Origin of the sequence: Actinoplanes sp. NBRC 103695 (genome assembly GCF_030269485.1) — a bacterium.
Classification (GTDB): Bacteria; Actinomycetota; Actinomycetes; order Mycobacteriales; family Micromonosporaceae; genus Actinoplanes.
Map to the genome: position 1 here is coordinate 133,114 of NZ_BSTL01000022.1, position 22,684 is coordinate 155,797.

Annotated in this window: 22 protein-coding genes; 8 read left to right on the forward strand and 14 right to left on the reverse strand. The window is 70.2% G+C overall.

Annotated elements, in window-relative coordinates:
• Window positions 1-2 precede the first annotated feature (2 nt).
• Both QSK31_RS34120 and QSK31_RS34125 read left to right on the forward strand, forming a co-directional pair.
• Window positions 3-740, forward strand: a complete 738-nt coding sequence (locus QSK31_RS34120; RefSeq protein WP_285688726.1) for a metalloregulator ArsR/SmtB family transcription factor — start codon at window positions 3-5, stop codon at window positions 738-740.
• Entirely contained in the window at window positions 737-1,129 is a 393-nt protein-coding gene (locus QSK31_RS34125) for a VOC family protein (RefSeq protein WP_285688727.1), read from the forward strand. Before QSK31_RS34120 ends, QSK31_RS34125 begins: the two co-directional genes overlap by 4 nt.
• A 109-nt stretch (window positions 1,130-1,238) precedes the next feature.
• Here the strand turns inward: QSK31_RS34125 and QSK31_RS34130 are convergent, their stop codons facing one another.
• Window positions 1,239-1,433, reverse strand: a complete 195-nt coding sequence (locus QSK31_RS34130; protein WP_285688728.1) for a DUF1918 domain-containing protein — start codon at window positions 1,431-1,433, stop codon at window positions 1,239-1,241.
• Between the two features lie 293 nt (window positions 1,434-1,726).
• The gene (locus QSK31_RS34135; RefSeq protein WP_285688729.1) at window positions 1,727-2,311 is read right to left on the reverse strand and encodes a DoxX family protein; all 585 of its coding nucleotides are present in this window, start codon (window positions 2,309-2,311) and stop codon (window positions 1,727-1,729) included.
• A 254-nt stretch (window positions 2,312-2,565) separates the two neighbouring features.
• Here QSK31_RS34135 and QSK31_RS34140 point away from each other — a divergent pair, with 254 nt between their 5' ends.
• The gene (locus tag QSK31_RS34140) at window positions 2,566-3,519 is read left to right on the forward strand and encodes a L,D-transpeptidase (protein WP_285688730.1); all 954 of its coding nucleotides are present in this window, start codon (window positions 2,566-2,568) and stop codon (window positions 3,517-3,519) included.
• Here QSK31_RS34140 and QSK31_RS34145 read toward each other — a convergent pair.
• Together QSK31_RS34145 and QSK31_RS34150 are read right to left on the reverse strand one after the other, a co-directional pair.
• On the reverse strand, window positions 3,482-4,465 hold the full coding sequence (locus tag QSK31_RS34145) for an Acg family FMN-binding oxidoreductase (RefSeq protein ID WP_285688732.1): 984 nt from the start codon (window positions 4,463-4,465) through the stop codon (window positions 3,482-3,484). The genes QSK31_RS34140 and QSK31_RS34145 overlap by 38 nt on opposite strands.
• Window positions 4,466-4,529: 64 nt before the next feature.
• Window positions 4,530-6,239 (reverse strand): sensor histidine kinase, encoded by a 1,710-nt coding sequence (locus tag QSK31_RS34150; RefSeq protein ID WP_285688733.1) that lies wholly within the window; start codon window positions 6,237-6,239, stop codon window positions 4,530-4,532.
• Between the two features lie 101 nt (window positions 6,240-6,340).
• On the opposite strand from QSK31_RS34150, the gene QSK31_RS34155 reads away from it, so the two are divergent.
• From QSK31_RS34155 to QSK31_RS34165, 3 genes are all read left to right on the forward strand, one after another.
• Window positions 6,341-6,982 (forward strand): response regulator, encoded by a 642-nt coding sequence (locus QSK31_RS34155; RefSeq protein ID WP_285688734.1) that lies wholly within the window; start codon window positions 6,341-6,343, stop codon window positions 6,980-6,982.
• 32 nt (window positions 6,983-7,014) lie between these two features.
• Window positions 7,015-7,140, forward strand: a complete 126-nt coding sequence (locus tag QSK31_RS34160) for a hypothetical protein (protein WP_285688735.1) — start codon at window positions 7,015-7,017, stop codon at window positions 7,138-7,140.
• An 82-nt stretch (window positions 7,141-7,222) separates the two neighbouring features.
• Window positions 7,223-7,954, forward strand: coding sequence for a VIT1/CCC1 transporter family protein (locus tag QSK31_RS34165; RefSeq protein WP_285688736.1), 732 nt, complete (start codon window positions 7,223-7,225; stop codon window positions 7,952-7,954).
• Here QSK31_RS34165 and QSK31_RS34170 read toward each other — a convergent pair.
• The 9 genes from QSK31_RS34170 to glgX form a co-directional block, all read right to left on the reverse strand.
• Window positions 7,951-9,189 carry a MalY/PatB family protein gene (locus tag QSK31_RS34170; RefSeq protein WP_285688737.1) on the reverse strand — a complete coding sequence of 413 codons (1,239 nt, stop codon included), beginning with the start codon at window positions 9,187-9,189 and terminating at the stop codon, window positions 7,951-7,953. The two genes, QSK31_RS34165 and QSK31_RS34170, sit on opposite strands and share 4 nt — an antisense overlap.
• Window positions 9,186-9,695 carry a pyruvoyl-dependent arginine decarboxylase gene (locus QSK31_RS34175; RefSeq protein WP_285688738.1) on the reverse strand — a complete coding sequence of 170 codons (510 nt, stop codon included), beginning with the start codon at window positions 9,693-9,695 and terminating at the stop codon, window positions 9,186-9,188. The genes QSK31_RS34170 and QSK31_RS34175 overlap by 4 nt, the downstream gene beginning before the upstream one ends.
• Window positions 9,692-10,909, reverse strand: coding sequence for a radical SAM family protein (locus QSK31_RS34180; protein WP_285688740.1), 1,218 nt, complete (start codon window positions 10,907-10,909; stop codon window positions 9,692-9,694). The genes QSK31_RS34175 and QSK31_RS34180 overlap by 4 nt, the downstream gene beginning before the upstream one ends.
• Entirely contained in the window at window positions 10,906-12,126 is a 1,221-nt protein-coding gene (locus QSK31_RS34185) for a radical SAM/SPASM domain-containing protein (protein ID WP_285688741.1), read from the reverse strand. Before QSK31_RS34185 ends, QSK31_RS34180 begins: the two co-directional genes overlap by 4 nt.
• Before the next feature lie 11 nt (window positions 12,127-12,137).
• Complete coding sequence (locus QSK31_RS34190; RefSeq protein WP_285688742.1) at window positions 12,138-12,323, reverse strand: hypothetical protein; 186 nt, start codon at window positions 12,321-12,323, stop codon at window positions 12,138-12,140.
• 114 nt (window positions 12,324-12,437) lie between these two features.
• Window positions 12,438-13,049, reverse strand: a complete 612-nt coding sequence (locus QSK31_RS34195; protein ID WP_285688743.1) for a DJ-1/PfpI family protein — start codon at window positions 13,047-13,049, stop codon at window positions 12,438-12,440.
• Entirely contained in the window at window positions 13,046-14,554 is a 1,509-nt protein-coding gene (locus QSK31_RS34200) for a GMC family oxidoreductase (protein ID WP_285688744.1), read from the reverse strand. Before QSK31_RS34200 ends, QSK31_RS34195 begins: the two co-directional genes overlap by 4 nt.
• Entirely contained in the window at window positions 14,551-16,722 is a 2,172-nt protein-coding gene (locus tag QSK31_RS34205) for an AGE family epimerase/isomerase (protein ID WP_285688745.1), read from the reverse strand. Before QSK31_RS34205 ends, QSK31_RS34200 begins: the two co-directional genes overlap by 4 nt.
• A gap of 16 nt (window positions 16,723-16,738) precedes the next feature.
• Window positions 16,739-18,757, reverse strand: coding sequence for a glycogen debranching protein GlgX (glgX, locus tag QSK31_RS34210; protein ID WP_285688746.1), 2,019 nt, complete (start codon window positions 18,755-18,757; stop codon window positions 16,739-16,741).
• Window positions 18,758-18,875: 118 nt separating this feature from the next.
• On the opposite strand from glgX, the gene QSK31_RS34215 reads away from it, so the two are divergent.
• Together QSK31_RS34215 and QSK31_RS34220 are read left to right on the forward strand one after the other, a co-directional pair.
• Window positions 18,876-19,664: a bestrophin-like domain gene (locus QSK31_RS34215; protein WP_285688747.1), complete on the forward strand. Its 789-nt coding sequence runs from the start codon at window positions 18,876-18,878 to the stop codon at window positions 19,662-19,664.
• Between the two features lie 23 nt (window positions 19,665-19,687).
• On the forward strand, window positions 19,688-21,961 hold the full coding sequence (locus tag QSK31_RS34220) for a PAS domain S-box protein (RefSeq protein ID WP_285688749.1): 2,274 nt from the start codon (window positions 19,688-19,690) through the stop codon (window positions 21,959-21,961).
• A gap of 10 nt (window positions 21,962-21,971) precedes the next feature.
• Here QSK31_RS34220 and QSK31_RS34225 read toward each other — a convergent pair whose 3' ends face one another.
• Window positions 21,972-22,682: a response regulator transcription factor gene (locus tag QSK31_RS34225; RefSeq protein ID WP_285688750.1), complete on the reverse strand. Its 711-nt coding sequence runs from the start codon at window positions 22,680-22,682 to the stop codon at window positions 21,972-21,974.
• Window positions 22,683-22,684: the final 2 nt, after the last annotated feature.

The following is a 22,684-nucleotide window of genomic DNA, read 5'->3' on the forward strand; positions in this document are numbered from 1 at the left end:
CGATGGGCCTGCCGACGTTCCTCCAGGCCGCCGGGCACCCGGTGCGGTGGCGCCTGCTGGACGCGCTGGCCGGCGGCGATCACCAGGTGCACGAGCTCACCACCCTGGTCGGCGGGCAGCAGAGCCTGATCTCCTACCACCTGGGCCTGCTGCGCAAGGCGGGGCTGGTCCGGGCCCGCCGCAGCTCCGCCGACGGCCGCGACATCTACTACCGCCTCGACCTCGCGCGCTCCGGCCGGTTGCTGGCCGCCGTGGGCGAGGCGCTGCATCCGGGCCTGCGGCTCACCCCACCCCCGCCGCCGGTCCGGGCCGTCTCCGGCCGCGTGCTCTTTCTGTGTACGGGCAACAGCTCCCGGTCGCAGATGGCCGAGGCATTGCTCCGCCGCCGGTCGGACGGCCGGGTGACGACGGCCAGCGCGGGCAGCCGGCCCAAACCGATCCACCCGGACGCGGTGGCGGTCATGGCCGGGCGCGGCATCGACCTGAGTGGTGCCCGCCCCAAGCATCTGGACGAGTTCGCCGGGCAGCACTTCGACCGGGTGATCACCCTGTGCGATCGGGTCCGGGAGGAGTGCCCCGAGTTCGCCGGGCGGCCGCCGACGGCGCATTGGAGCATCGCCGATCCCGCCGCGGACCCCGAGGGCCGCCCGGCGTTCGACCGGGTCGCCGCCGAGCTGGCCGAACGTATCGATTTCCTGCTGCATGCCATCGCCACCGAACCCGTAGGGGAAACGTCATGACCGGTATCACCGACGAGACCGTGCACGTCCGCTATCTCGTGGACGACGTGCAGGCGGCCATCGACTTCTACACCACGCACCTCGGCTTCGTGCCCAACACCGTCTTCGCGCCGGCCTTCGCCGACGTCCTGCGCGGCAATCTGCGGTTGCTGCTGTCCGGCCCGGCCAGCTCCGCCGGGCGGCCCATGCCGGACGGCCGCACGCCGCAGCCGGGCGGCTGGAACCGCATCCACCTGCTCGTCGAGGACATCGACGCCGAGGTCGCCCGGCTGCGTGCGCAGGGCGTGGTGTTCCGCAGCGAGGTGGTCACCGGCCCCGGCGGCAAACAGATCGTCCTCGACGATCCGGCGGGGAACCCGGTGGAGCTGTTCCAGCCGGCCGACGCCTGAACGGGCGACGAAACACACCCGTCCGATCACCCGGCGACCTGGCCACACCGGCGCACATCGCGCTCCTGCGCGAGCTCAGCGTCGAGGACCGCCCGACCGCGTCCATCGATCAGGTGGCGGGGCTGGGCGCGATGAGAGCCTCGGGGCCCGGGAAGATCAGGGTGATCCGCCCGTCGTCCAGCCAGCGCACCCGGTACGGAGGGCTGCCGTCCTCCCTCTCGACCGCGGTGACCAGTCCCACCCGGCGGTGCTCGCCGAGACGCGCGGCCTCGAGGACGATCCGGTCGCCCACATGAGCAATCATGTGGCACCTCCTCAGTTCGTGCGCCGTGATCGGTACGGCGCGTCATCAGGATGCTCGGGTTGCGGACGACGGGCACAGGGCCATTGGTCGCTCTTCAGGGAGCGATGTGGCCCGGCTCCGCCGGCTCCGCCGGGGGCGGCGATGGAGGTGAGGGCGACCACCTTCCGGCCGGCAATCGAGATCACCGTCGAGGAACGACCACGAATGACCCGGCCGGTGCGGTGGGGCCTTCCGGCATGACACTGCGGCGGGCCGGCATCCGCCGGTCCGCCGCTCCCGCGCTGTCATCGGGTTCAGATGAGCCAGCGGTTCTTCTGGACGAGGGGGAGTTTGGCCCACCAGCGGCCGAGGCCCCAGGTGTGGCCGGCGTAGGTCGCCGCGAGGGCGATGGCGCTGACGGCGTAGATGACGTGGTAGTCGGTGACGGGGTTGGTGGAGTGGGTGGCTTCGCCGGCGCTGTTGGTCTGGGCCGGCGGCAGCTCGGCGAACCACATGAACGCCATCATGAGGGTGGCGGCGACGGCGGCGATGCGCATGCCGATGCCGAGGATGAGGGCGACGCCGACGCCCAGGAGGCCGAGCATGAAGGCCCAGTCAGCCAGCGGGTTGCCGGCGATGCTGTGGAAGAAGCCCTGGAAGGGTCCGACGTCGACGCCGGAGAGGAAGCCCTTGGTGGGGGATCCGCCGTTGATCCAGGAGCGTTCGCCGGGGGTGGCGTAGTGGAGGCCGAAGGTCTTGTCGAGGAATGCCCACAGGAAGACGAAGCCGGTGGAGATGCGCAGGATGGCGAGGGCGCGGGCGGCGGTCTTGGTGAGCATGGAACCGGGCGCCTCGACGTGCTCGAGGTGCGCGGCGGGGGTCCGGCCGGTGGTGGTCATCTGGTCCTCCTCAGCGGATTTCTCTTACGCCCTCACGATCCACCGGCGAGCTCGCGCGCACCCGGGTCCTGCCGCCCGTCCCGGCGGGACCTAAGTCCCGAGCCTTCGGACGCGTCGGTGGTTGTCGTCATCTCCGTGCCCCTACCGGCTGTCCGACGCGGTGGCCGATTCGCCGACCACATCCCGGCCTGATCGCGGGCACCGACGAGCGGCCCGCCTGGCAGATTTGGCCGGTTCGTAGCATCGTCGCAGTCATGAGACGTTCTCAGAGGTGGCGGTTCACGGTCACGGCGGTCCTGGGCGGGACGCTGCTGCTCGCGTCGGCCTGCGGTGATTCGTCGCCCGGCGGGGCGTGGCATGCCGGGCAGACGACCTCGGCGGGCCCCTCGGCCGAGGCTGGCCCGTCGTCGCCGCCGGCGGCCTCCGGGAAACCGGTCCACGTCAAGCTGCTGGAGGGTGACGGCACCACGTGGGGTGTCGGCATGCCCATCATCGCCTACCTGTCGGCCAAGATCACTGACGCGCACGAGTTCGCGGCGGCCACCACGGTCACGGTCGACGGCCGGCCCGCCCAGGGCGCCTGGTATTTCCAGAAGTCCGCGATCAACCGCGGGTACCCCCTGGAGGCCCACTACCGGACTGAGAAGTACTGGCCGGCGCACGCCAGGATCCATCTGGACCTGCCGGTCAAGGGCAGGTCGGCGGGGACCGGGCTGGCCTTCGACAACAGCCTGACCCTCGACATGTCCACCGGCCCGGCCAACATCAGCCGGATCGACGGCCGCACCAAGCGGATGACCGTCACCTCGGACGGCAAGCAGGTGTTCACCTTCCCGGTCTCGCTGGGCAAGGCCAGCACGCCCACCTTCTCCGGAACCAAGATCGTCATGGAGAAGGACCGGGTGCAGCGGATGACCGGCCCGGGATACGACCTGAAGGTGCCCTGGTCGGTCCGGATCACCAACTCGGGCGAGTTCGTCCACTCGGCCAGCTGGAACGGCGGCAACATCGGGCAGCGCAGCACGTCACACGGCTGCACCAACCTGAATGTCGACGACGCCAAGCAGTTCTACTCGTTCGCCCAGATCGGCGACGTGACCGTCTTCACCGCCACCGGCGGGCCGACCATGCCCAGCTGGGACGGCTACGGCGACTGGAACGTGCCGTGGGCTACCTGGCAGGGCGGGGGTGTTCTGCGGACGGTCTGAGCAGGACCTCGTCGAGGTCTCGCCGCGGGGAGGGCTTGCCCGGATCGCCGTACCCGAGGCGGATGGCGATCTGCGGCGTGCCGTGCCTGCGTAACGAGCGTCGCAGCTGGTCGCGCGCCGCCGGGACCTCGATCGGTTGCGAGATCATCGAGCTGGCGAGGCCGGCGTTCGTCGCCGTGAGCAACACCCGCTGCAGGGCCTGTCCCGCGACGATCTGGTCGGCCGGGTGGTCGGCCTCCGTGCCGAGGATCGCCACCAACGGCTCGGGCTCGAAATCCCGGCCGGCGCCGCGGCGGTGCATACCGTACGGCCGCTGCGGCAGCAGGTCGTCCGGCTCGGCCACCGGCCCGCCGGCCGTCACCGGAACACCGTCGGCGGACGCGTCGGCATGGATCCAGCTGTTCATCTCGGCCTGGTAGGCGAAGTCGCGTCGCAACACCCGGTCCGCGCTCTGCGCGATCTGGGCGAAGCCGCCGAGCGCTGTCATGCCGACCAGCAGATCCATCCAGGCGCCTTCCTCGCGTGCGGCCTCCAGCAGGGCGGCGCGCGCCTCGGTCGGCACCGGGTCGGGCCAGAACGGGCGCCGGTTGCTGTACCGGTGGCCGATGGCGCGGAACAGGTCCTGCTCCGGATAGGTCGGCGGCCGGGCCACGCCGGGCGTGAGCCGGGCGATCACATCGGATCCACGTTCCGGCCGCACGGCCACCGTCGCGGGGGTGCCGTTGGCGGCGAGTGCGAGCCGGGCGTTGTAGGTCGCGGCGCCGCAGGCGATGCGGACCGCCCACCCGCCACTGTCCGCCACGGCGAGTTGCCGCTGCGTGTCGGCGAGGATCTCGATGGTGCCGTCGACGAGCCGGAACTGCCAGGGCTGGCTGTTGTGCAAGGAAGGGGCCCTGATGGCGGCGGCTGCCGCCAGGCGCAGGTCCTGTTCGTCGAAACCGGTCATGAAACCACGGTGCCCCTCGCCTGCGGGGAGTGGTCAGGGCCGAAAGACCCATCCTCGCGGGCCGTCAGCTGATCGGCACGCGCCAGACCACAACCGTCCCACCCTCCGAGCCCGGACCGATCTCGAAGGTCCCGCCGAGGTCGTGCGCGCGCTCACCCATGTTCACCACACCACCACGGGCCAACGCCGGATCGATCCCGACACCGTCGTCCTCGACGCGGAGGGTCACGGTGCCCTCCCCGGCGCTCACCGACACCCGGGCCGAAGCGGCGCCGGCGTGCCGGGCGATGTTGGAGAGCGCCTCGCGGAGGACCGCCAGGAGCTCCGCGACGATGTCGTCCGGCACCGCGCTGTCGACCGGCCCGGACACATCGATCGTCGGCTGGAAGCCGAGCGTTCCGGCCGCCGCGTCGACCGCGTCCCGCAGCTCGGTACGCAAGGTGGCGCCGGCCGGGGCGCGGAGCTCGAAGATCGACCGGCGGATGTCCCGGATCGTGGCGTCCAGGTCGTCCACGGCCGCGTTGATCCGCTCAGCCGTCTCCGGACGTGTCGCCTGGGCCGCGGCGCCCTGCAACTGCATCCCGGTCGCGAACAGCCGCTGGATGACCACGTCGTGCAGGTCCCGGGCGATCCTTTCCCGGTCCTCGAGGACGACGAGCTGCTCGCGCTCCTCCTGCGCCCGGACCCGCTCCAGGGCCAGGGCGGCCTGTCCCGCGAACGCGGACATCAGGACGGCGTCCTCCTGCCGGATGGCATAGCCGGGCGCGAAGGCCACGACCAGCACGCCGAGGAGGGCGCCGGTGCCCGCGAGAGGCGCGGCCAGAGCCGGACCGGCCGGCACCACGTCGGGCCAGTCCGCTCCCTTCTGGAGGTTCTCGATGACGCGGTAGCTCTCTTGTGCGAATGCCTTCGCCGTCGCGGACTCCACCGGCACGAACTGTCCTGTCAGCGTCGTCGCCGCATCGTCGCCGTCGGCGACCTCGACGCGGTGACGCGCGTTCTCCTCGTCGTAGAGCAGCACCATCACCAGGTCGGCGTCGGAGACCTCCCGAGCACGCCGGGCGATCAGCCGCAGCGCCTCGGTCCGGCGAACGCGGCCGAGCAGCACACCGGTGATCTCGGCAGTCGCGGACAGCCAGCGCTCACGTCGCTGGGCCACGGCGAACAGCCGCGCGTTGTCGATCGCTACGCCGGCGGCGGCGGCGAGCGCCACCACGATCTCCTCGTCGTCGTCGCTGAACTGCTCCGCGCCTTGCTTCTCGGCCAGGTAGAGGTTGCCGTAGACCTGGTCGCGGATGCGGACGGGAACGCCGAGGAACGTGTGCATCGGTGGGTGATGGGGTGGGAATCCGTACGACTGCGGGTGCTGGGTGATGTCCGGCATGCGCACCGGCCGCGGGTCGGTGATCAGCAGGCCGAGCACGCCCCGGCCGTGCGGCAGGTCGCCGATCGCCGCGTGAGCCTCGGGGTCGATGCCGTACGTGATGAAGTCGGACAGTTCGCGGTCGGAGCCGATGATGCCGAGAGCGCCGTAGCGGGCACCCACCAGAGCACAGGAGGACTCGACGATGCGCTGCAGCGTGCTGCGCAGATCGAGGTTGGTGCCGATACCGACGACCGCGTCGAGCAGGGCGCGGAGACGCTCCCGGCTGGTCATCACCTCACTGACGCGCTCCAGCATCTCCTGGAGCAGCTCGTCGAGGTGCACCCGGGAGAGTGGCCTCAGCCCCAGCGACGGTGGTTCGAGCCGTTCACCGTCCTTCGGATCTGCCATGCCGACAGGCTAGTCGCGGTGGGAAGGACGGGGGCCTTCGTTCCGGCGGGGCGGGACTTTGGTCCCTACGGCGGCGGGCCCCGACAGGGTAGGAAGGAGACATGATCCGTGTCTTTCTGCTCGACGACCACGAGGTGGTCCGCCGGGGCCTCGCCGATCTGCTGCAAGCCGGCGGCGACATCGAGGTCGTGGGTGAGTCGGGCTCCGCGCAGGAGGCGACCCGGCGTATCCCGGCTCTGCGGCCCGACGTGGCGGTGCTGGACGCGCGCCTGCCCGACGGCAACGGCATCGACGTCTGCCGCGACGTGCGCGCCATCGACTCGTCGATCAAAGGCCTCATTCTCACCTCGTACGACGACGACGAGGCGCTGTTCGCGGCGATCATGGCCGGCGCCTCCGGCTACGTGCTCAAGCAGATCCGCGGCACCGACCTGGTCGACGCGGTCCGGCGGGTGGCCGAGGGCCAGTCGCTGCTCGACCCGGCGGTCACCCAGCGGGTGCTGGAGCGCATCCGCCACGGGGTGGAGCAGCCGCGCGAGCTGGCCGCGCTGACCGACCAGGAACGGCGGATCCTGGAGTACATCGCGCAGGGTCTGACCAACCGGGAGATCGCCGGGCGGATGTTCCTCGCCGAGAAGACCGTGAAGAATTACGTGTCCAGCCTGCTGGCGAAGCTGGGGCTGGAACGCCGTACGCAGGCCGCGGTGCTGGCCACCCGCCTGCTCGGTGACCATCCGCACTGATCGGGTCCTTCGGCCCGGGACGGTCCGGCCCGGTGAAGACCGGCCTGGTCGACACGTTCTACACAGCGAAGCTGCTCGGCACGCTGGTGGCGGGTCAGCTCGACGTCGGCCAGCTGGTGACCCGCCGGTTCCCGTCGTGGCCAGGCACAGCGGCATGATCGACGCGCGGGGAAGGCCGGGGGAGGGCGCGACGTTCACTGTCAGTTGTCGTCGAACAGGGAATGATCCGTGGAGGCCATCGTGTCCATCCGTACCGGTGCCGGCGCGGCGTCGCACCCCGGCGAGCCGCACGACCCGGCGATCGCCACCCGGCTGAACTGGCTGCGGGCCGGGGTGCTCGGCGCCAACGACGGCATCGTGTCCACTGCCGGGCTGGTGCTCGGCGTGGCCGCGGCGACGACGGCCACCGGGCCGATCCTGACGGCGGGCGTGGCCGGCCTGGTCGCCGGGGCGGTGTCCATGGCGCTGGGGGAGTACGTGTCGGTCAGCAGCCAGCGCGACACCGAGCGGGCGCTGCTGGACAAGGAGCGCGGCGAGCTCGCCGACTTCCCCGAGCAGGAGCTCGACGAACTGACCGCGCTCTACGAGGCGAAGGGCCTGACGCCGGCGACCGCGCGGGTGGTGGCCGAGGAGCTCACCGCCCGGGACGCGTTCGCCGCCCACGCCGACGCCGAGCTGCACATCGATCCGGACGAGCTGACCAACCCGTGGCACGCGGCCGGCGCGTCCGCCCTGGCCTTCACGGTCGGCTCGCTGCTACCGCTGATCGCGGTCCTGCTGCCGCCGGCGGCCGCGCGTGTCCCGGTCACCTTCGTCGCCGTGGTCGCGGCTCTGGCGCTGACCGGCTACCTCAGCTCCCGGCTGGGCGGGGCGGCGTCGCGGCGGGCGGTCGCCCGGCTGGTGATCGGCGGCGCCCTGGCCATGGCCGTGACGTTCGGCATCGGCCACCTCGTGGGGACAGCGATCGGCTAGTGGCTCATGTCGCAGCGCTCGTTGCCGGCCGGGCTGGTGATCCTCGTGCTGGGCGGCCCGCTGGCCGCGCGGGGACGATCGTCATTCACCGCGGCCGCCAGGCGGTCGATCGCCTCGGTGAGCAGCCGCGGCGAGGTGGCGAAGTTGAGGCGGACATGGCCGTCGCCGCCGGCCCCGAAGTCGGGTCCGGAGCTGAGGGCGACCCGCCCCCGGTCGAGGAACACCGCCGCCGGGTCGGCGCCCAGGCCCAACGCACGGCAGTCGAGCCAGGCGAGATAGGTCGCCTGCGGCGGCCGCCAGGTCACGGCCGGTAGCCGAGCGGCCAGCAGGTCACCGAGCAGGCGCCGGTTGTGGGCCAGATCGGCGAGCAGGGCGTCCAGCCAGGCTCGTCCCTCGGTGAGGGCGGCGCGGTGGGCGAGGACGCCGAGGTGGCTCGCGGCTTCGTGGAGCGCCTCGGGAAACTGGGCGAGGTCGGTGGCCGCGGCAGGTCCGGCGAGGACCACGGCGGCGGTGAAGGCGACCAGGTTCCACGCCTTCGACGCGGACGTGACGGCGAAGGCGTCGTCGGTGCCGGGGAGCGAGAGGTAGGGCACGTGAACGGCGCCGGGACAGGTGAGCGGTGCGTGGATCTCGTCGGCGATGACGCGGACGCGGTGCCGGGCCGCGAGCTCCGCGACCGCCGCGAGCTCCGCGCGCGTGTGTGTGGTGCCGGTCGGGTTGTGCGGGCTGCACAGCAGGTAGGCCGCGCTGCGGCCGGCCGTGGTCGCGGCGCGGAAGGCGTCGTCGAGTGCGCCGAGGTCGAGGCGGTGGCCGGGCCCGAGCGGCGCGGTCCGGACACGGCGTGCGATGTCGTGGATCAGCTCGTGGAACGGGGCGTAGACGGGCGGGTTGACGATGACGGCGTCGCCGCGGTGGGTGACGGTCCGCAGGACCTGCGTGATCCCGGCGGTCACGTTCGGCACCGTGGTCGCCAGCGCGGGGTCGGGCGTCCAGCCCCATCGGTCGGCCGCGAACGCGGCGAACGCCTCCGGGTAGGCCCGGCCGTGCGGGTAGCCGCTGTCGCCGAGGGCGATCGCGCCGGTCACTGCCCGCACTATCGGTTCCGCGAGCATGGTGTCCATCTCGGCCACCCACAGCGGCAGCACGTCCGCATCGACGTGACCCCACTTCATGCTGGTACGGCGCCGCAGGAGCGCCTCCGGCACCGTCAGCACCCGGCGGCCGGGCGCTGTCACAGCTCGACGACCCCGGCGAAGGTGGCCCCGGCGACCGCCACGGTGTGCTCGGCGCCGATGACGTCGATATCGTCCACGGTCAGGTCCCGGGCCGCGAGCGCATCGGCGGCCATCTCGGCCGCGACCGTCTCGGTCTGTGCTCGGCTCGCGCCGACGGCGGAATACTCCATCACGACCGCCGGGCGCAGCGGATCGGTCGGGCGCGCGACGGCGACGGCGGAGGCGATCCGCTCGCCCGCGGCGGTGTGGGTGAGCGAGGCATAGGCGACCGGCACCAGGCAGCCGGGCTGGTGGCGTACCGGCGGGATCCGCACGCAACCCGGGGGCACGATGCTGGACAGGCGGACGAGGTTGACGTCGGCGAGCCCGGCGGCGAGCAGCGCCCCGTCGAACGCGTTGAGCGGCCTCCGCGCGTCGGCGGCGCCGGCGACGAGGAAGTAGCGCGTGGCGAGGAAGAGCCCGGGCGCGGCGATCCCCGCGTGGCCCGCGGGCAGTGCCGTCGTCATCGCGGCTGGGCACGCGGGGGCGAGGGATCGGCGAGCATCTCGGGGGCGTAGCAGCCGTCGCTGTAGGCCCCGGTGACGCGCCGATGGTTGAGGTCGTCGATGACGTCGTGGAAGAAGTCGATGTCGTGCGTCACCGCGCCGCCGGCCAGGTCGGTCGTGCGCCGCAGATCCCCGACGACCGGCTGGAACGCGTCGACGCAGGCGGCGACGGTGCCGATGCGTTCGACCCGGCGGGCGGCGGTGGTGTGGAGTTCCTCGGGCGGTTCGGGGACGGCGGCGAAGAGCTGCCGCCCGGCGCGGCACCAGCCGGTGTGGGCGGGGAACCCCATGACCTCGATGCCGCTGGTGCCGAAGTCCTCGTCGACGCCGAGCTGGAAGGGCAGCGCCACGGTGTCGTGGATGTCGCGCAGATCCCGGTAGAACGCGGCGACCTCGGCGGGGGAGAGAGTGAGGTGCGGGTGCTGCCCGCCGTGGTCGTGGAAGCAGTTGAACCGGAGCACGTCGATGGGGAGGCCGGCGAAGTAGCGGACATAGCGCAGCAGGTCGTCGCGGGTGTGGTTGTGGCTGCCGATGGTGACGCCGATGTTGATCTGCAACGGCCAGGCGGCGCGGGCGACGGGACCGGTGTTGAAGGCGGCGATGCGGTCGATGACGGTGCGGCAGTCGCGGCCGGGGAAGACGCGGCCGATCGGGTAGGCATCCGGCGGGAGCAGCTCCAGGTTCTCGTCGAACAGGCCGTGGAAGGTGATCGTGACGCTGCCGAAGCCCTGCTCGACGGCAAGCCGCAGCAGGTCCGGCCAGTCCGGGTCGAGCAGCGGCGCGCCGCTGGTCCACAGCTCGCCGCGCTCCATGGTCTTGGTGTGGTCCCGGCTGGGCCCCTGGCGCAGGTCGCGGTTGTGGGTGTCGCCGAAGCTCCGCAGGAACTCGCCACCGTTGGCGAAGCTGTCGGAGATCATCGGGAACACCCGGTATCCCAGTGCCGCGAGATCGTCCATGACGGCTCGGCCCTCGGTGAGGTCCATGGACCGGCCCCGCACCTGCGGCTGGTTGATGAAGAAGCAGTGCGTGCACGCCTGCCGGCAGGTCGATCGGCCCACCTTGGTGTTGAGCTGGAGATAGATGCTGACGTCGGGCGGTGACAGCTCCCGGAAGGGCACATGGAAGGGGATGTCGCCGTGGTCGTCGTAGGCGATCGGCTCGTTGCGGACGGTCATCGCACCGGGTTCGCGATCAGGTCCGTACGCCGCTTCAGGCTCGCCTTGACGAACGGCGTCGCGCCGCAGCCCGTCGGGTCGCCGGTGTGCACCTCACCCATGACCGGGCACCGTGACGTGCAGTAATACGGCTCGCGAGACAACTCGCAGCTGGGGCAGTCCGTGCCGCTGTCGAAGGTGTAGTCACGGATCTCGTCGAACGAGTCCGCCCAGACCTCGGCGAACGAGCGCGCCCGCAGGTTGCCCGCCGGGAACTTGCCGGTGGACGCGCAGATGGAGCAGGGGTAGACCGAGCCGTCGCTGAGCACGTAGGCCATCGCGACGCCGCAGAACTCGCGCCGGGTCGCCTGGGCGATGCGGTGGCACTCGTCGAGGAACTTCGTCACGCACAACCCGACGGTCTCGCTCATCGCCGTGTCGTGCGCCTTGTCTCGTAGGTAGAGTGCGGTGGCGTCGTCCACAGTCGACAGATCCGGCTGGTACTGCGGGAAGAAGCGGCCCCGCCCGATCGGGCTGAACGGTGTGGAGCCGAAGAAGAAGCCGTTGTCCTCGGCGAAGGTCAGCACCTCGTGCAGCTCGCCGGCGTTGCGGTCGGTCTGGGTGCACATGAGCGCGGCCGGGATGTCGTTGCGCTTGAGCAGCAGCAGGCGTTCCTGGATGTCGGCGAAGGTGGACTTGAGACGCAGCTCCTGGTGCTGCGACGTCCCGTCGACGCTGATACTGACGATGCACTCCTCGCGCGGGAGCTGGTCGACGATCTCCTGGGTGAGGTAGGTGCCGTTGGTGGCGATGGAGATGACGAAGCCGAGGTCGTGGGCGCGGTGGAGGATCGGCAGGAAGTCCGGCCGCGACATCGGCTCCCCGCCGACCAGGACGAGCGCGAAGACCCCGGCGGCCTTGAGCTGGTCGAGGACCGCGAAGACCTCCTCGGTCGACAGCTCGTCGCGGCGCGGACGACCGGCCTCGACGTAACAGTGCTTGCAGGGCAGGTTGCAGTCGCGGGTGATCTCGAACCAGACGATCAGCGGCGCGCTCAGATGAAACCGGTCCTGGACCGGCAGCCGCCGCAGCCGGTAGGGCTCCAACGACTGCCGGGTGGCCGTCCCCGCCACCAGCATCGGCGCGACCTCGTCCGGGTAGAAGCCGATCTCGCCGGTGGCGAAGGCGAGAATGTAGCCGAAGTCCTCTTTGCGGATGCGTACGTCCGGGACGGCCATCGTCGCGTGGCCTAGTAGGCGTTACCGACGAGCACGGCGACCGGCGCGATCGCACCCTGGTCGACGTGTGCCTCGAATTCGACCTCGACGTTCAGGCTGGCCCGGTTGGTGTTGCTGATGAACTTCACCAGCGCCTGGCGCTGTTCGTCCGTCAGCGTGATGCGCATCTCGGGCTCCGGTGTAACCTTCGCATTCATGGATGTCGCTCCTCACAGGACTGTTTGTCCAGGCGGGATGCCCTCGGACACCTCCGAAAGCTAGCACCGCCGTGGTGCCCGAGATGAGCGATTCGCCCAATCCCGAAGGCCGGCTCAGGAGGGGGTGCCCACCCGTTCCGCGCGACTGGTGATCTGGGCGAGGAAGGCCGCCATGAAACGGTCCGTCACCTCGGGATGGCGGGCCGAGACGAGGTCGCCGTCGATCACCAGGTCGGCGGTCGAGCGGCCGTCGTACTCGACGATCCCACCGGCGTTCTCGACGTCGCAGACGATGTTGTGGGCGCAGGTGACCCGGCGCCCGTGCAGCAGATCCGGGTCGGCGCAGAACAGCCACAGCGAGTGGCAGATCGTGCCGATCGGCAGGCCCGGCGCCGCCACCGCCCGGCGGAGGAACTCGACCGCGGGCGCGGTGTTGCGCGCTCCCGGGCCGGCGATCTCCGTCTGGTAGCGCAGCCGGTCCATCGCGTACGCGCCGATCAGGATGATCCCGGCGTAGTCGGCGGGGTCGGCGGTGGCCACCTCGGCGGTGACCGTGACGTGTTCCTCGACCGTTCCGTCGTCGGGATTGCTGCCGAAGGTCAGAGACTCCAGCCCCCAGAGGTGGGAAAGGTACTCGACCTCGATGCCCTGCGCCGGGAACCAGCTGTTGAACGCGCAATACTCGGTCTGGTCGAAGTGGTCCTCGATCAGGACGCCGATCTTCATGCTTTCTCCCCCAGCCACTCGGCCGCCCGTTCGCCGATCACGAAGCAGGTCAGGTTCGGATTGGCGCTGACGTGGTCCGGCATGACGGAGGCGTCCGCCACGCTCAGGTTGTCCAGGCCGTGCACCGCGAAACGCTGGTCGACGACCGCGTTGTCGTCGGAGGAAACGCCCATCCGGCAGGTGCCGACCGGATGCCACAGGGTCGCGGAGTGCTGCTTGACGTAGGCGAGCAGCGCCCTGTCGTCGTCGAGCTGTTTCTCGGTGAGGCTGTCGGCCAGGCCGGCGGACAGCTCGGCGATCGGCTTCGAGGTGGCGATCTCCCAGCACAGCCGGACACCGTCGAGGGCGATGCGACGGTCGGACTCCTCGCCGTACGAGTTGAGGAAGATCTCCGGCTGGATGTGCGGATCGGTCGTGATCAGCGACACCTGACCGCGGCAGGCCGGCTTCTGCAGCACGCTCATCACGCTGATCGGCCGGTGCGTGATCGGCACGTAGCGGCTGACGAAGTAGAGCTGCATGCTGTTGAACCACTCGGTGCCCGGCGCGGTGTACCGGGTGATCACCTGGACGTCCGGGTCGGACAGCTGGGTGACGCCGTCCTTCGGGATGATCCCGACGGTGATCTGCTGGTGCTCGATGAGGTTGGCGCCGACGCCGGGCCGGTCCAGCACCACGGGGATGCCGAGCTCCTCGAGCTGCGCGACCGGGCCGACGCCGGAGCGCAGCAGGATCGTCGGCGTGTTGATCGCACCGGCCGACAGCGTGACGTGCCGGGCGTACACCTTCTGCACCTGACCGTCGATCTCTGCCTCGACCCCGACGGCCTCGGTGCCCTCGAAGAGGACCCGGTGCACCAGCGTCCCCGGCCGGATCGTCAGGTTGAGGCGGTGGCGGGCCTGGTTCAGGTAGGAGATGGCGGTCGAGACGCGCAGCGGGCCGCGCCGGTTCATCGGGATCGGGCCGACGCCGGTGCTGTGCGGGTCGTTGTGGTCGGCCACGTAGTCGAAGCCGTGGTCGAGGTTCGCGTCCAGGAACGCCTTCTGCAACGGCACCAGGTCGTCGTGCTTCGTGCGTACGAAAGGAGTGGGTCCTTCTTTGCCGTGCAGTGGCCCTTCCACGTCCTGGTCGTTCTCGATCCGGATGTAGTACGGCAGAACCTGGTCCCAGGTCCAGGCGTCGTTGCCGAGTCCGGCCCACTCCTCGAAGTCGGCGGGCAGGCCGCGCAGGGCGATCGCCCCGTTCACCGCCGAGCAGCCGCCGGTGACCTTGCCGCGGGCGTACTCGATGGAACGGCCCGGCACCGCGTCGGCCCGGTAGCCCCAGTCGTGGTCCACCACCGAGACCGTGGCGGCGGTGGCCAGGTCCCCGGGCAGCTGATCGAGTTCGGGGAAGTCCGGGCCGGCCTCCAGCAGAAGCACCGAGCGGGCCGGGTCCTCGGAGAGCCGGGTGGCGATGATGGTGCCGGCCGACCCGGAACCCACGACGATGTGGTCGTAGTTCACGACGCGCTCCGCACGAGTTCCTGGTCGAGCTCGCTGGACGCCAGCTCGGCGGCGACCTGGCCCTGCGCGCCGGTGACGGTGAGCTGGAAGTCGCGGTGCTGCTTGGCGGTGGCCAGGTAGCGGACCGCCTCCGGGTCGAGGTAGACGAGGCTGCCGGTCTCCAGAACCACCGAGCGGACGCCGCCGTCGAGCATCCCGTCGAGCTGCTGGCGCAGCGTGTCGACCTGGGTGGCGCCGAGCGAGCCGGCCAGGCTGATCCGGGCGACGCCGCCGGACACCTCCAGCACGTCGGCGCTGAACGAGCAGGCGGCGCCGGCCATCCGGACGCGTACCTCCTGCGGCTCGGTGCTGTGCGGCAGCGTGACGGTCAGCGCCTCGGCGTCGAAGTCGGCGTGCTCGTGACCGTTGATCCAGACCTGCATGAGCTTGGTGGTCTTCGGCGGCAGCAGGTCGGGGGCGACCCGCAGGACGCCACCGAACGCTCCCGGGCCGGGCGTGAAGAACAGATCCATCGGCTGCTCACGACTCTCCAGATTGGAGTAGACGGCGGCCAGGTAGCACAGCTCGGCGCTGTGGTACATCGCCATCGAGTGCGAGCCCTTGCTGCGTTCGCCGCCGAGCATGAACGGGTTGCCGTTGGCCAGCACGTTGAAGAAGACGCCGCCGGCCTGCGTGTCGAGCATCCAGGCGTTATAGAACGCGGCACTCTCCCGGGCGTACTTGGCGTACTGCGGGTCGCCGTAGACCGCGTCGAGGATCTGGTAGGCGAGGATGCCCTGCTCCTGCTGCCACCACGCCTTGCGGTCGTGCCAGACGAGGCGGTGGAAGCGCTCGCCGGGGCCGGTGTGGCGTTCCATCATGTCGTACCAGCCGCCCCGCTGCGGATCCATGCCCACGGTCGGCATCAGCGCGGCGATCTTCTTGGCGAACGACACGTACTCCGCCTTCGGCCGCACGTTGTTCACCCGGGTCAGGTTCCACGCGATCTTCAGGTTGTGCCCGATGATGGCCCGGTCCTGCTGCTGCCCGTAGGTGCGGTCGGGGCTCCAATCACCGAAGAACTTCTCCTGTACGAACGGACTGCTGTCGTAGTCCGGGAAGTGCTGGGTGATCTGGTCGCAGAGCGACTCCAGCTCGTCGGCGAACTGCTGCTCGCCGGTGGCCAGGAACAGATTGATCAGGTACGCCGGGATGTGGTCGCCGACCGAGTTCCAGTTCTTGCGGTCCCGGTTGGTGCGGGTTCCGTCGTCCAGGGCGGGGCTCAGCGGGTCGAAGGTCACCGGGTCCACATGCGAGTAGTAGCCCCGCCGCGGCGTACCGTCGGGGTAGTTGGTCTTGTCCTCGAAGTAGCGGTGGAACATGTTGATGGTCAGGTCGATGATCTCCCGCAGCCTCGGGTCGCCGGTGATCCGGTAGACCTGGGTCAGCCCCGCCAGCGCGTAGATCTGCTCGTAGCACGGGATCGCGTCGTAGTCGTCGCCGAACTCGGAGGCGAAGATCTTCAGTTCGCTGCCGTCCGGGCGCAGCACGAGCGCGTGGTACCAGTAGGCGATCTGCTCGGCGCGGTCCACCGAGCAGAGATGGTCGATCAGGTAATCGGCGCCGGCCACGGCCGCGTCGCGGTACCGCGGGTTGCCGTGCATCAGGTACGCGGTGGCCAGGCCGTACACGAGCCGGGAGATGGTGTCGGTCTCCTGCCGGACCGTGGTGGTCTTCGCGCCCTCCATCGTCAGATCCGTGCGGTACAGCCGGTAGTCGAAGGTCGTCGACCCGATGCCGAACTCGCTGTCCAGGTAGAAGTCGGCGATCTTGCGGACCTGCTGGCCCCACCAGCTCGGCGACTCGAACTTGTGCTCGTCGGCGGCCTTGCCGAACAGCAGCACGTGCTTGGCCTCGAAGGCCGTGCCGGCGTCGGAGTCCGACGGGTAGAACACGCCGTAGACGTGCAACAGGCGGCCGTGCTCCAGCATGGCGGTCAGCTGCGCGGTGGCGTCGACGTACGCGTCACCCAGGTTGCGCAGCATCTCCGCCGTGGTGGTCGGGGTGAGCTGCACGACGAACGGCCGTCCGTCGGAGGTGTTCATCTCGAAGCGCCCGGCCTGCGGGTCGGCGCTGATGACGTAGCCGGCTACGAGGTCCGAGAAGGTGAAGTCGATTTGGTTGGGCACGATGGCCTCTTTCTCTTCAGGACGGGCGGGAGACAAGGACGATGACGCTGCGGCCGGCAGCGGAGATGGTCGCGGTGTCCACGACCGTTTCGGCGACATCCGATGACGAGGTGTCGATCGCGCGCGCCCAGACCTGCCCCGGCACCGCCGGGAGCTCGAAGTCCAGCGGCGCCCAGTACATGTTGGCGATGATGTGCAGGTCGCCGATGGTGCAGGCGAGGGTCCGGGCGTCCGGGTCGTTCCAGCCGGGCTCGCCCAGCCGGGTGCCGTGCCAGGTGATCTCCGGGCCTGAGTAGGTCGGCGCCCGCAGGACCGGATGGGCCTTGCGGAAGGCGATCATGCGCTGCCAGAACGCCAGCACCTCGGCGTGGTCGTCGACCAGCGACCAGTCCAGCCAGCTGATCTCGTTGTCCTGGCGGTAGGCGTTGTTGTTGCCCTGCTGGGTGCGGCCGATCTCGTCGCCACCGAGCATCATCGGCACGCCCCGGGACAGCAGCAGCAACGCGGCGAAATTCTTGATCTGGCGTACGCGCAGCGCTTTGACCTCGGGGTCGGTGGTCGGTCCCTCGGCGCCGCAGTTCCAGCTCATGTTGTCGTCGTTGCCGTCGCGGTTGTTCTCGCCGTTGGCCTCGTTGTGCTTCTGGTCGTAGGACACGAGATCGGCCAGGGTGAAGCCGTCGTGGCAGGTGATGAAGTTGACGCTGTTTATCGGGCGGTGCCCGCGCGCCTGGTAGAGGTCGGCGCTGCCGGTCAGCCGCTCGGCCACGTCGCCGACCAGGCCCGGTTCCCCGCGGACGAACTTCCGCATGGTGTCGCGGTACCGGCCGTTCCACTCCGCCCAGCGGTACCCCGGATAGCGGCCCACCTCGTACGCGCCGGCGGCGTCCCACGCCTCCGCGATGATCTTCGTGTCGGCGAGCGTGTCGGACAGTTCGATCTGCCACACCACCGGCGGCTCGTCGAGGATCTCGCCCCGGGCGCCACGGGTGAGCACGGCCGCCTCGTCGAACCGGAAGCCGTCGATGTGCATGTCGCGCACCCAGAACTCCAGGCACTCCACGATCATCTTGGTGACGATCGGATGGTTCGCCATCAGCGTGTTGCCGCAGCCGGAGTAGTCGTAGTAGTGCCGCCGGTCGTTCGGGTCCAGGTAGTAGTAGTTCGGGTTGTCCAGGCCGGCGAAGGCGAACAGCGGCCCGAGATGGTTGCCCTCGTCGGTGTGGTTGAAGACGACGTCCAGGATCACCTCGATGCCGGCGGCGTGCAGCGCCTTCACCATGTCGCGGAACTCCCGCAGATGGCTGCCCTCCTCCGGGGCCGCGCAGTAACCGGCGTGCGGCGCGAAGTAGGCGGCGGTGCTGTAGCCCCAGAAGTTGGCCTCGCCGTCGTCGAAGTCGAAGACCGGCAACAGCTCGACCGCGTTCACACCGAGCTTCTTCAGATGCGGGATCTTCTCGATCAGCCCGGCGAACGTGCCCGGCCGCTTCACCTTCGAGCTCGGCGACCGGGTGAAACCGCCGACGTGCGCCTCGTAGACGACGAGGTCCTCCATCGGCAGGCGCAGCGGCTCGTCGCCCTGCCAGTCGTAGCCCTCGGCGTCCACCACCACGGACCGCAGCGAGGCCGCGGTGTTGTCGCCGGGACGGCAGGCGGCGCCCCGGTCCCACAGCGCACGGTCGACCCCGCGGGCGTACGGATCGAGAAGCACCTTGTCCGGATCGAACCGCAGGCCGGGGACGTCCTCCGGGCCGAAGGCCCGCAGACCGTAGAAGGCCGGGGCCGTCAGCCCTTCGACCCGCACGTGCCAGACCGCGAAGGTGCGGTTGGTCTCCGGGTCGAGGGTGATGATCTGGTAGGGCGCAACTGAATCGTTGCGCTCGAAGAGAAGCAGCTGCATCGCCGTCGCGTGCTCGGAGAAGACGGCGAAGTTGACACCGCCGTCGTCCGGGCGCGCGCCCAGCGGATGGGATCGCCCCCTGGCGGTGCGGTGGCGTTCGGTATCGGTCAGATCCAGACCTTCGGCCTGCACGCTCATTGTTGCCCCTTCCGGCGACCCCTCCGCGACCCTGACAGAACGTAACAACGCCTTCACGTTCCGACCGCCGTTTCCGGTATTCGGCCTTCCGACACCCCGCGCTGCCTAGGGTGAGGGCGTGGAACTCTGGCTCGTACGGGACGTGTCGGCGTGGCTGGTGGGGGCCGTGCTCATCGTCGGAGTCCCGGCCGTCACCCTCGGGCTGGACATCCTCATCCACCGCACGCTGCCGCACCGGCGGCTCAACCAGCACAACGACGTCACCGGGGTCATCGTCTCGCTGGTCGGGGTGGCCTACGCGATCGTGATCGGGCTGTGCGTGGTCTCGCTGTGGGAGGGCTACACCGACGCGAAGGACGCCGTACGCGAGGAGGCCGCGAGCATGACCGCCCTCATTCCCGGCAGCGTGGTCTTCGACGAGCAGACCCACCAGGTGATCACCGACGGGGTGATCCGCTACGAGACCGCCCTGGTGACCGACTGGAAGGCCCGGCACGAGCGGGGCACCGAACGGGAGCGCACCGCCGACCTGAGCCGGCTCGCCACCCTCGTCGGGTCGCTGCGGGCGGAGACGGACGCGCAGCGCTTCTACATCAACCACGCCATCGACAAGATCGGCAAGGCCGAGCAGTACCACCACGACTCGGACGCCGAGGCCGACGACAGCCGGATGTCACCGGTGATGTGGTTCGGCGTGCTCGTCTCGACCGGCGCGGTCCTCACCATGTGCCTGTTCTTCGGCCTCGACGACGGCCTCGTGCGCCGCGCCCTGCTGACCATGGCCAGCACGGTGATCGCGACGAACCTGTTCCTCATCGTCGAGATGAACTACCCCTACTACGGCTCGTTCGCCGTGACGCCAGACTCCTATCAGAGCGTCGTCGACGACCTGCGCCAGGACAATTGACCAGACCGGGGAGCTGATGAGACGTGTTCGCCGCGGAGAGCAAGTCACTGGGGAACCGTGTCGAAGAACCACCCACGGCGCTGATCGGCGTCGGACCGGACGGCCTCATCTCGTTGACCGCCGGGGCCCACGCGGTGCTCGGTTACCTGGACGAGGAGCTTCTCGGCCGGCCCGTGCAGATCATCATCGATCAGCCGGACCTGATCACCGACGTGCTACGCGCCGATGCCGGGCAGACCGACGGGTCGGCCACGCATGCCCCGTGCCGGCGCAAGGACGGCACCCGATTCGTGGCCGAGCTGCACCTGGCGACCGTGCAGTCCCACTCGGGGACCCAGGTGTGGGCGCAGGTACGCGAGGCTCCGCTGTCCGCCCGCGCGGCCGCGACGCGAAGCCTGCACCGCTGGCTCGCGGACACGGCCAGCGACGCGATCATCAGCGTGACGCTGGACGGACAGATCACCTACTGGAACCCCGCGGCCGAGCGGCTGTACGGCTACACCCGGGCCGAGGCCGTGGGCAGGTCCATCGCCATGCTCTACGTCACCGACCCGCCGAGCGAGATGGCCAGGTTGCTCGAAGAGGTGGCGCGGGGGCGCCCGACCGTCCTCGGAACCGTGCCACGTCGCCGTAAGGACGGGATGGTCGTGCGGGTGTCCGTGACGTTCGCGCCGATCCTCGACGACGACGGCGCCGTCGTCGGCGGCGCGTCCATCACCAAGGACGTCGAAGGGGAGCAGCGTGCTGAGGCACGCTTCCGGGCGCTGCTGGAAGCGGCGACGGTGGCCATCGTCGGGGTCAACGAATCCGGGCGGATCCTGATGGTCAACGCGGAGGCCGAGCGGCTGTTCGGACACACCCGCGACGAGCTGCGCGACCAGCCGGTGGAGATCCTGGTGCCGCACGCCCTGAGGCATGCGCACGAGGGGTTGCGCGGCACCTTCCTCCGGGAGCCGAAGACCCGGCCGATGGGCGCCGGTATGCGCCTGCAGGCGCAGCGCAAGGACGGCAGCCAGTTCCCGGTGGAAGTGTCCTTGGCGGCCATCGACACCGACGACGGGCTGCTGGTGGCCGCGGCGGTGCGAGATCTGACCCAGCAGGTCGAGCGCGAGCGGCTGGAGAAGCAGCTCCAGCAGAGCCACCAGCTGGAAAGTCTCGGTCAGCTCGCGGGTGGGGTGGCGCACGACATCAACAATTTGATGGCGATCATCGGCGGGCAGGCCGAGTTCATCCGGCAGGAAGCCGAGACCGGGACGCCCACCGACCTCACCGAGGTGCTGGCGGAGATCGCGGCTCAGGCGCAGAAGATTCAGGGTGCCGTCGAGCGGACCACAGACCTGACCCGTCAGCTGCTCTCCGTCGGCCGCCGGGAGCTCCTGAACACGCAGGTGCTGAAGGTCAACGAGGCGGTCCAGGGCGCGGCGACGCTGCTCGAGCGCACGCTGGGCGAGCACATCGCGATCGACCTCCGGCTGGCCGACGGCGCATGGCCGATCATGGCCGATCCGGGCCAGGTGGAGCAGATGGTCATCAACGCGGCGGTGAATGCCCGTGACGCAATGCTGGCGGGCGGCCGGCTGACCCTGCAGACCGCGAACATGGTGCTGGACGGAGCGGAGGCGGAGCCGTTGAACCTCCGGCCGGGCCGGTACGTGCGACTGCGGATGACCGACACGGGTGTCGGCATGCCCTCGGAGACCGCCGCCAAGGCCTTCGAGCCGTTCTTCACCACCAAACCGCCGGGCGAGGGAACCGGGCTGGGTCTGTCCACGATCTACGGCATCGTCGTACGCCACCAGGGTCATGTCAGGCTCAGCTCCGAGATCGGGCACGGCACGACGCTGACGATCCTGCTACCCGCCCACGACGGACCGGTCGAGCAGCCGGGCGGGCCGTCACCGGCCACGGCGAGCGACGGCAGTCACTACACCGTTCTGCTGGTGGACGACCAGGACGGTGTTCGTGAGGTGGCCCGCCGGATCCTCCAGCGGCAGGGACACCGCGTGCTGGAGGCCGCCGACGGCTCGGCGGCGCTCGAGGTGGCAGCGGCCGAGGCGGGACACATCGACCTTCTGCTCACCGACGTGATCATGCCGAAGATGCTCGGCACCGAACTGGCCAAGCGTCTCGCCGCGGAGCGGCCCGCGATGCGGGTGCTGTTCATGTCCGGTTACGTGGAGCCCGCCCTGAACGAGCAGGGCACATTGGCCGAGGGCGCGCAGCTGATGGAGAAGCCGTTCACCGAGCAGCAGCTGAGGGCCGCAGTGGCGGTCGCGATGCGCGAGGCAACCGCCTGAAGACTGCCGCTCAGGGCTTGCGTTGCTCGAGGATGTAGCCGAGGCCGCGAACGGTGTGGATCAAGGCCGGGCCGTGCGCGTCGATCTTCTTGCGGAGACGTGCGACGTGCTGATGGATCATCCGTACGGTGACGGTCTGGTCGGGCGGCCAGAGTCGCGAGCGGAGGTAGTCCCGGGAGAGCACCCGGCCGGGGTTGGTCATGAGGTGGCGCAGCAGCTCGAACTCCGAGACGGTCAGGTCGACGGGATGCCCGCCTCGCCGGACCTGGTGCGGATGCTCGTGCAGCGCCAGATCGCCGATCACGATCGAGGCGGCGGGGTCGGTGGACATCCGCTTGCGCCTGAGCAGCGCACGCAGCCGGCTCAGCAGCTCCGGCAGGTGGAACGGCGTGCTGACGCAGTCGTCGCCGCCCTCGACGAGCGCGTGGGTGCGGACCTCCGCGCGGTCGACGGCGGCGAGGACGAGGACCGGCAGCCTCGGCCGGTCGCGGCGGAGCAGGTGCATGACCTGCAGGCCGTCGAGGTCCGGCAGGACCAATTCGATCACCGCGACATGCGGCTGGAAGGTCGCCGCGACCGGTGTGGCCGCGGCCCCGGTGCCGACCCTGAGGGCCTTCCAGCCCTCTGCGACCACCGCCGGTTCCAGCCGTCGTGTTCCCCGCGGATCCGCGCCGACGAGCAGGAACCGGGGAGGGTCGAAGCGATCCGGCTCCACCTTCATCG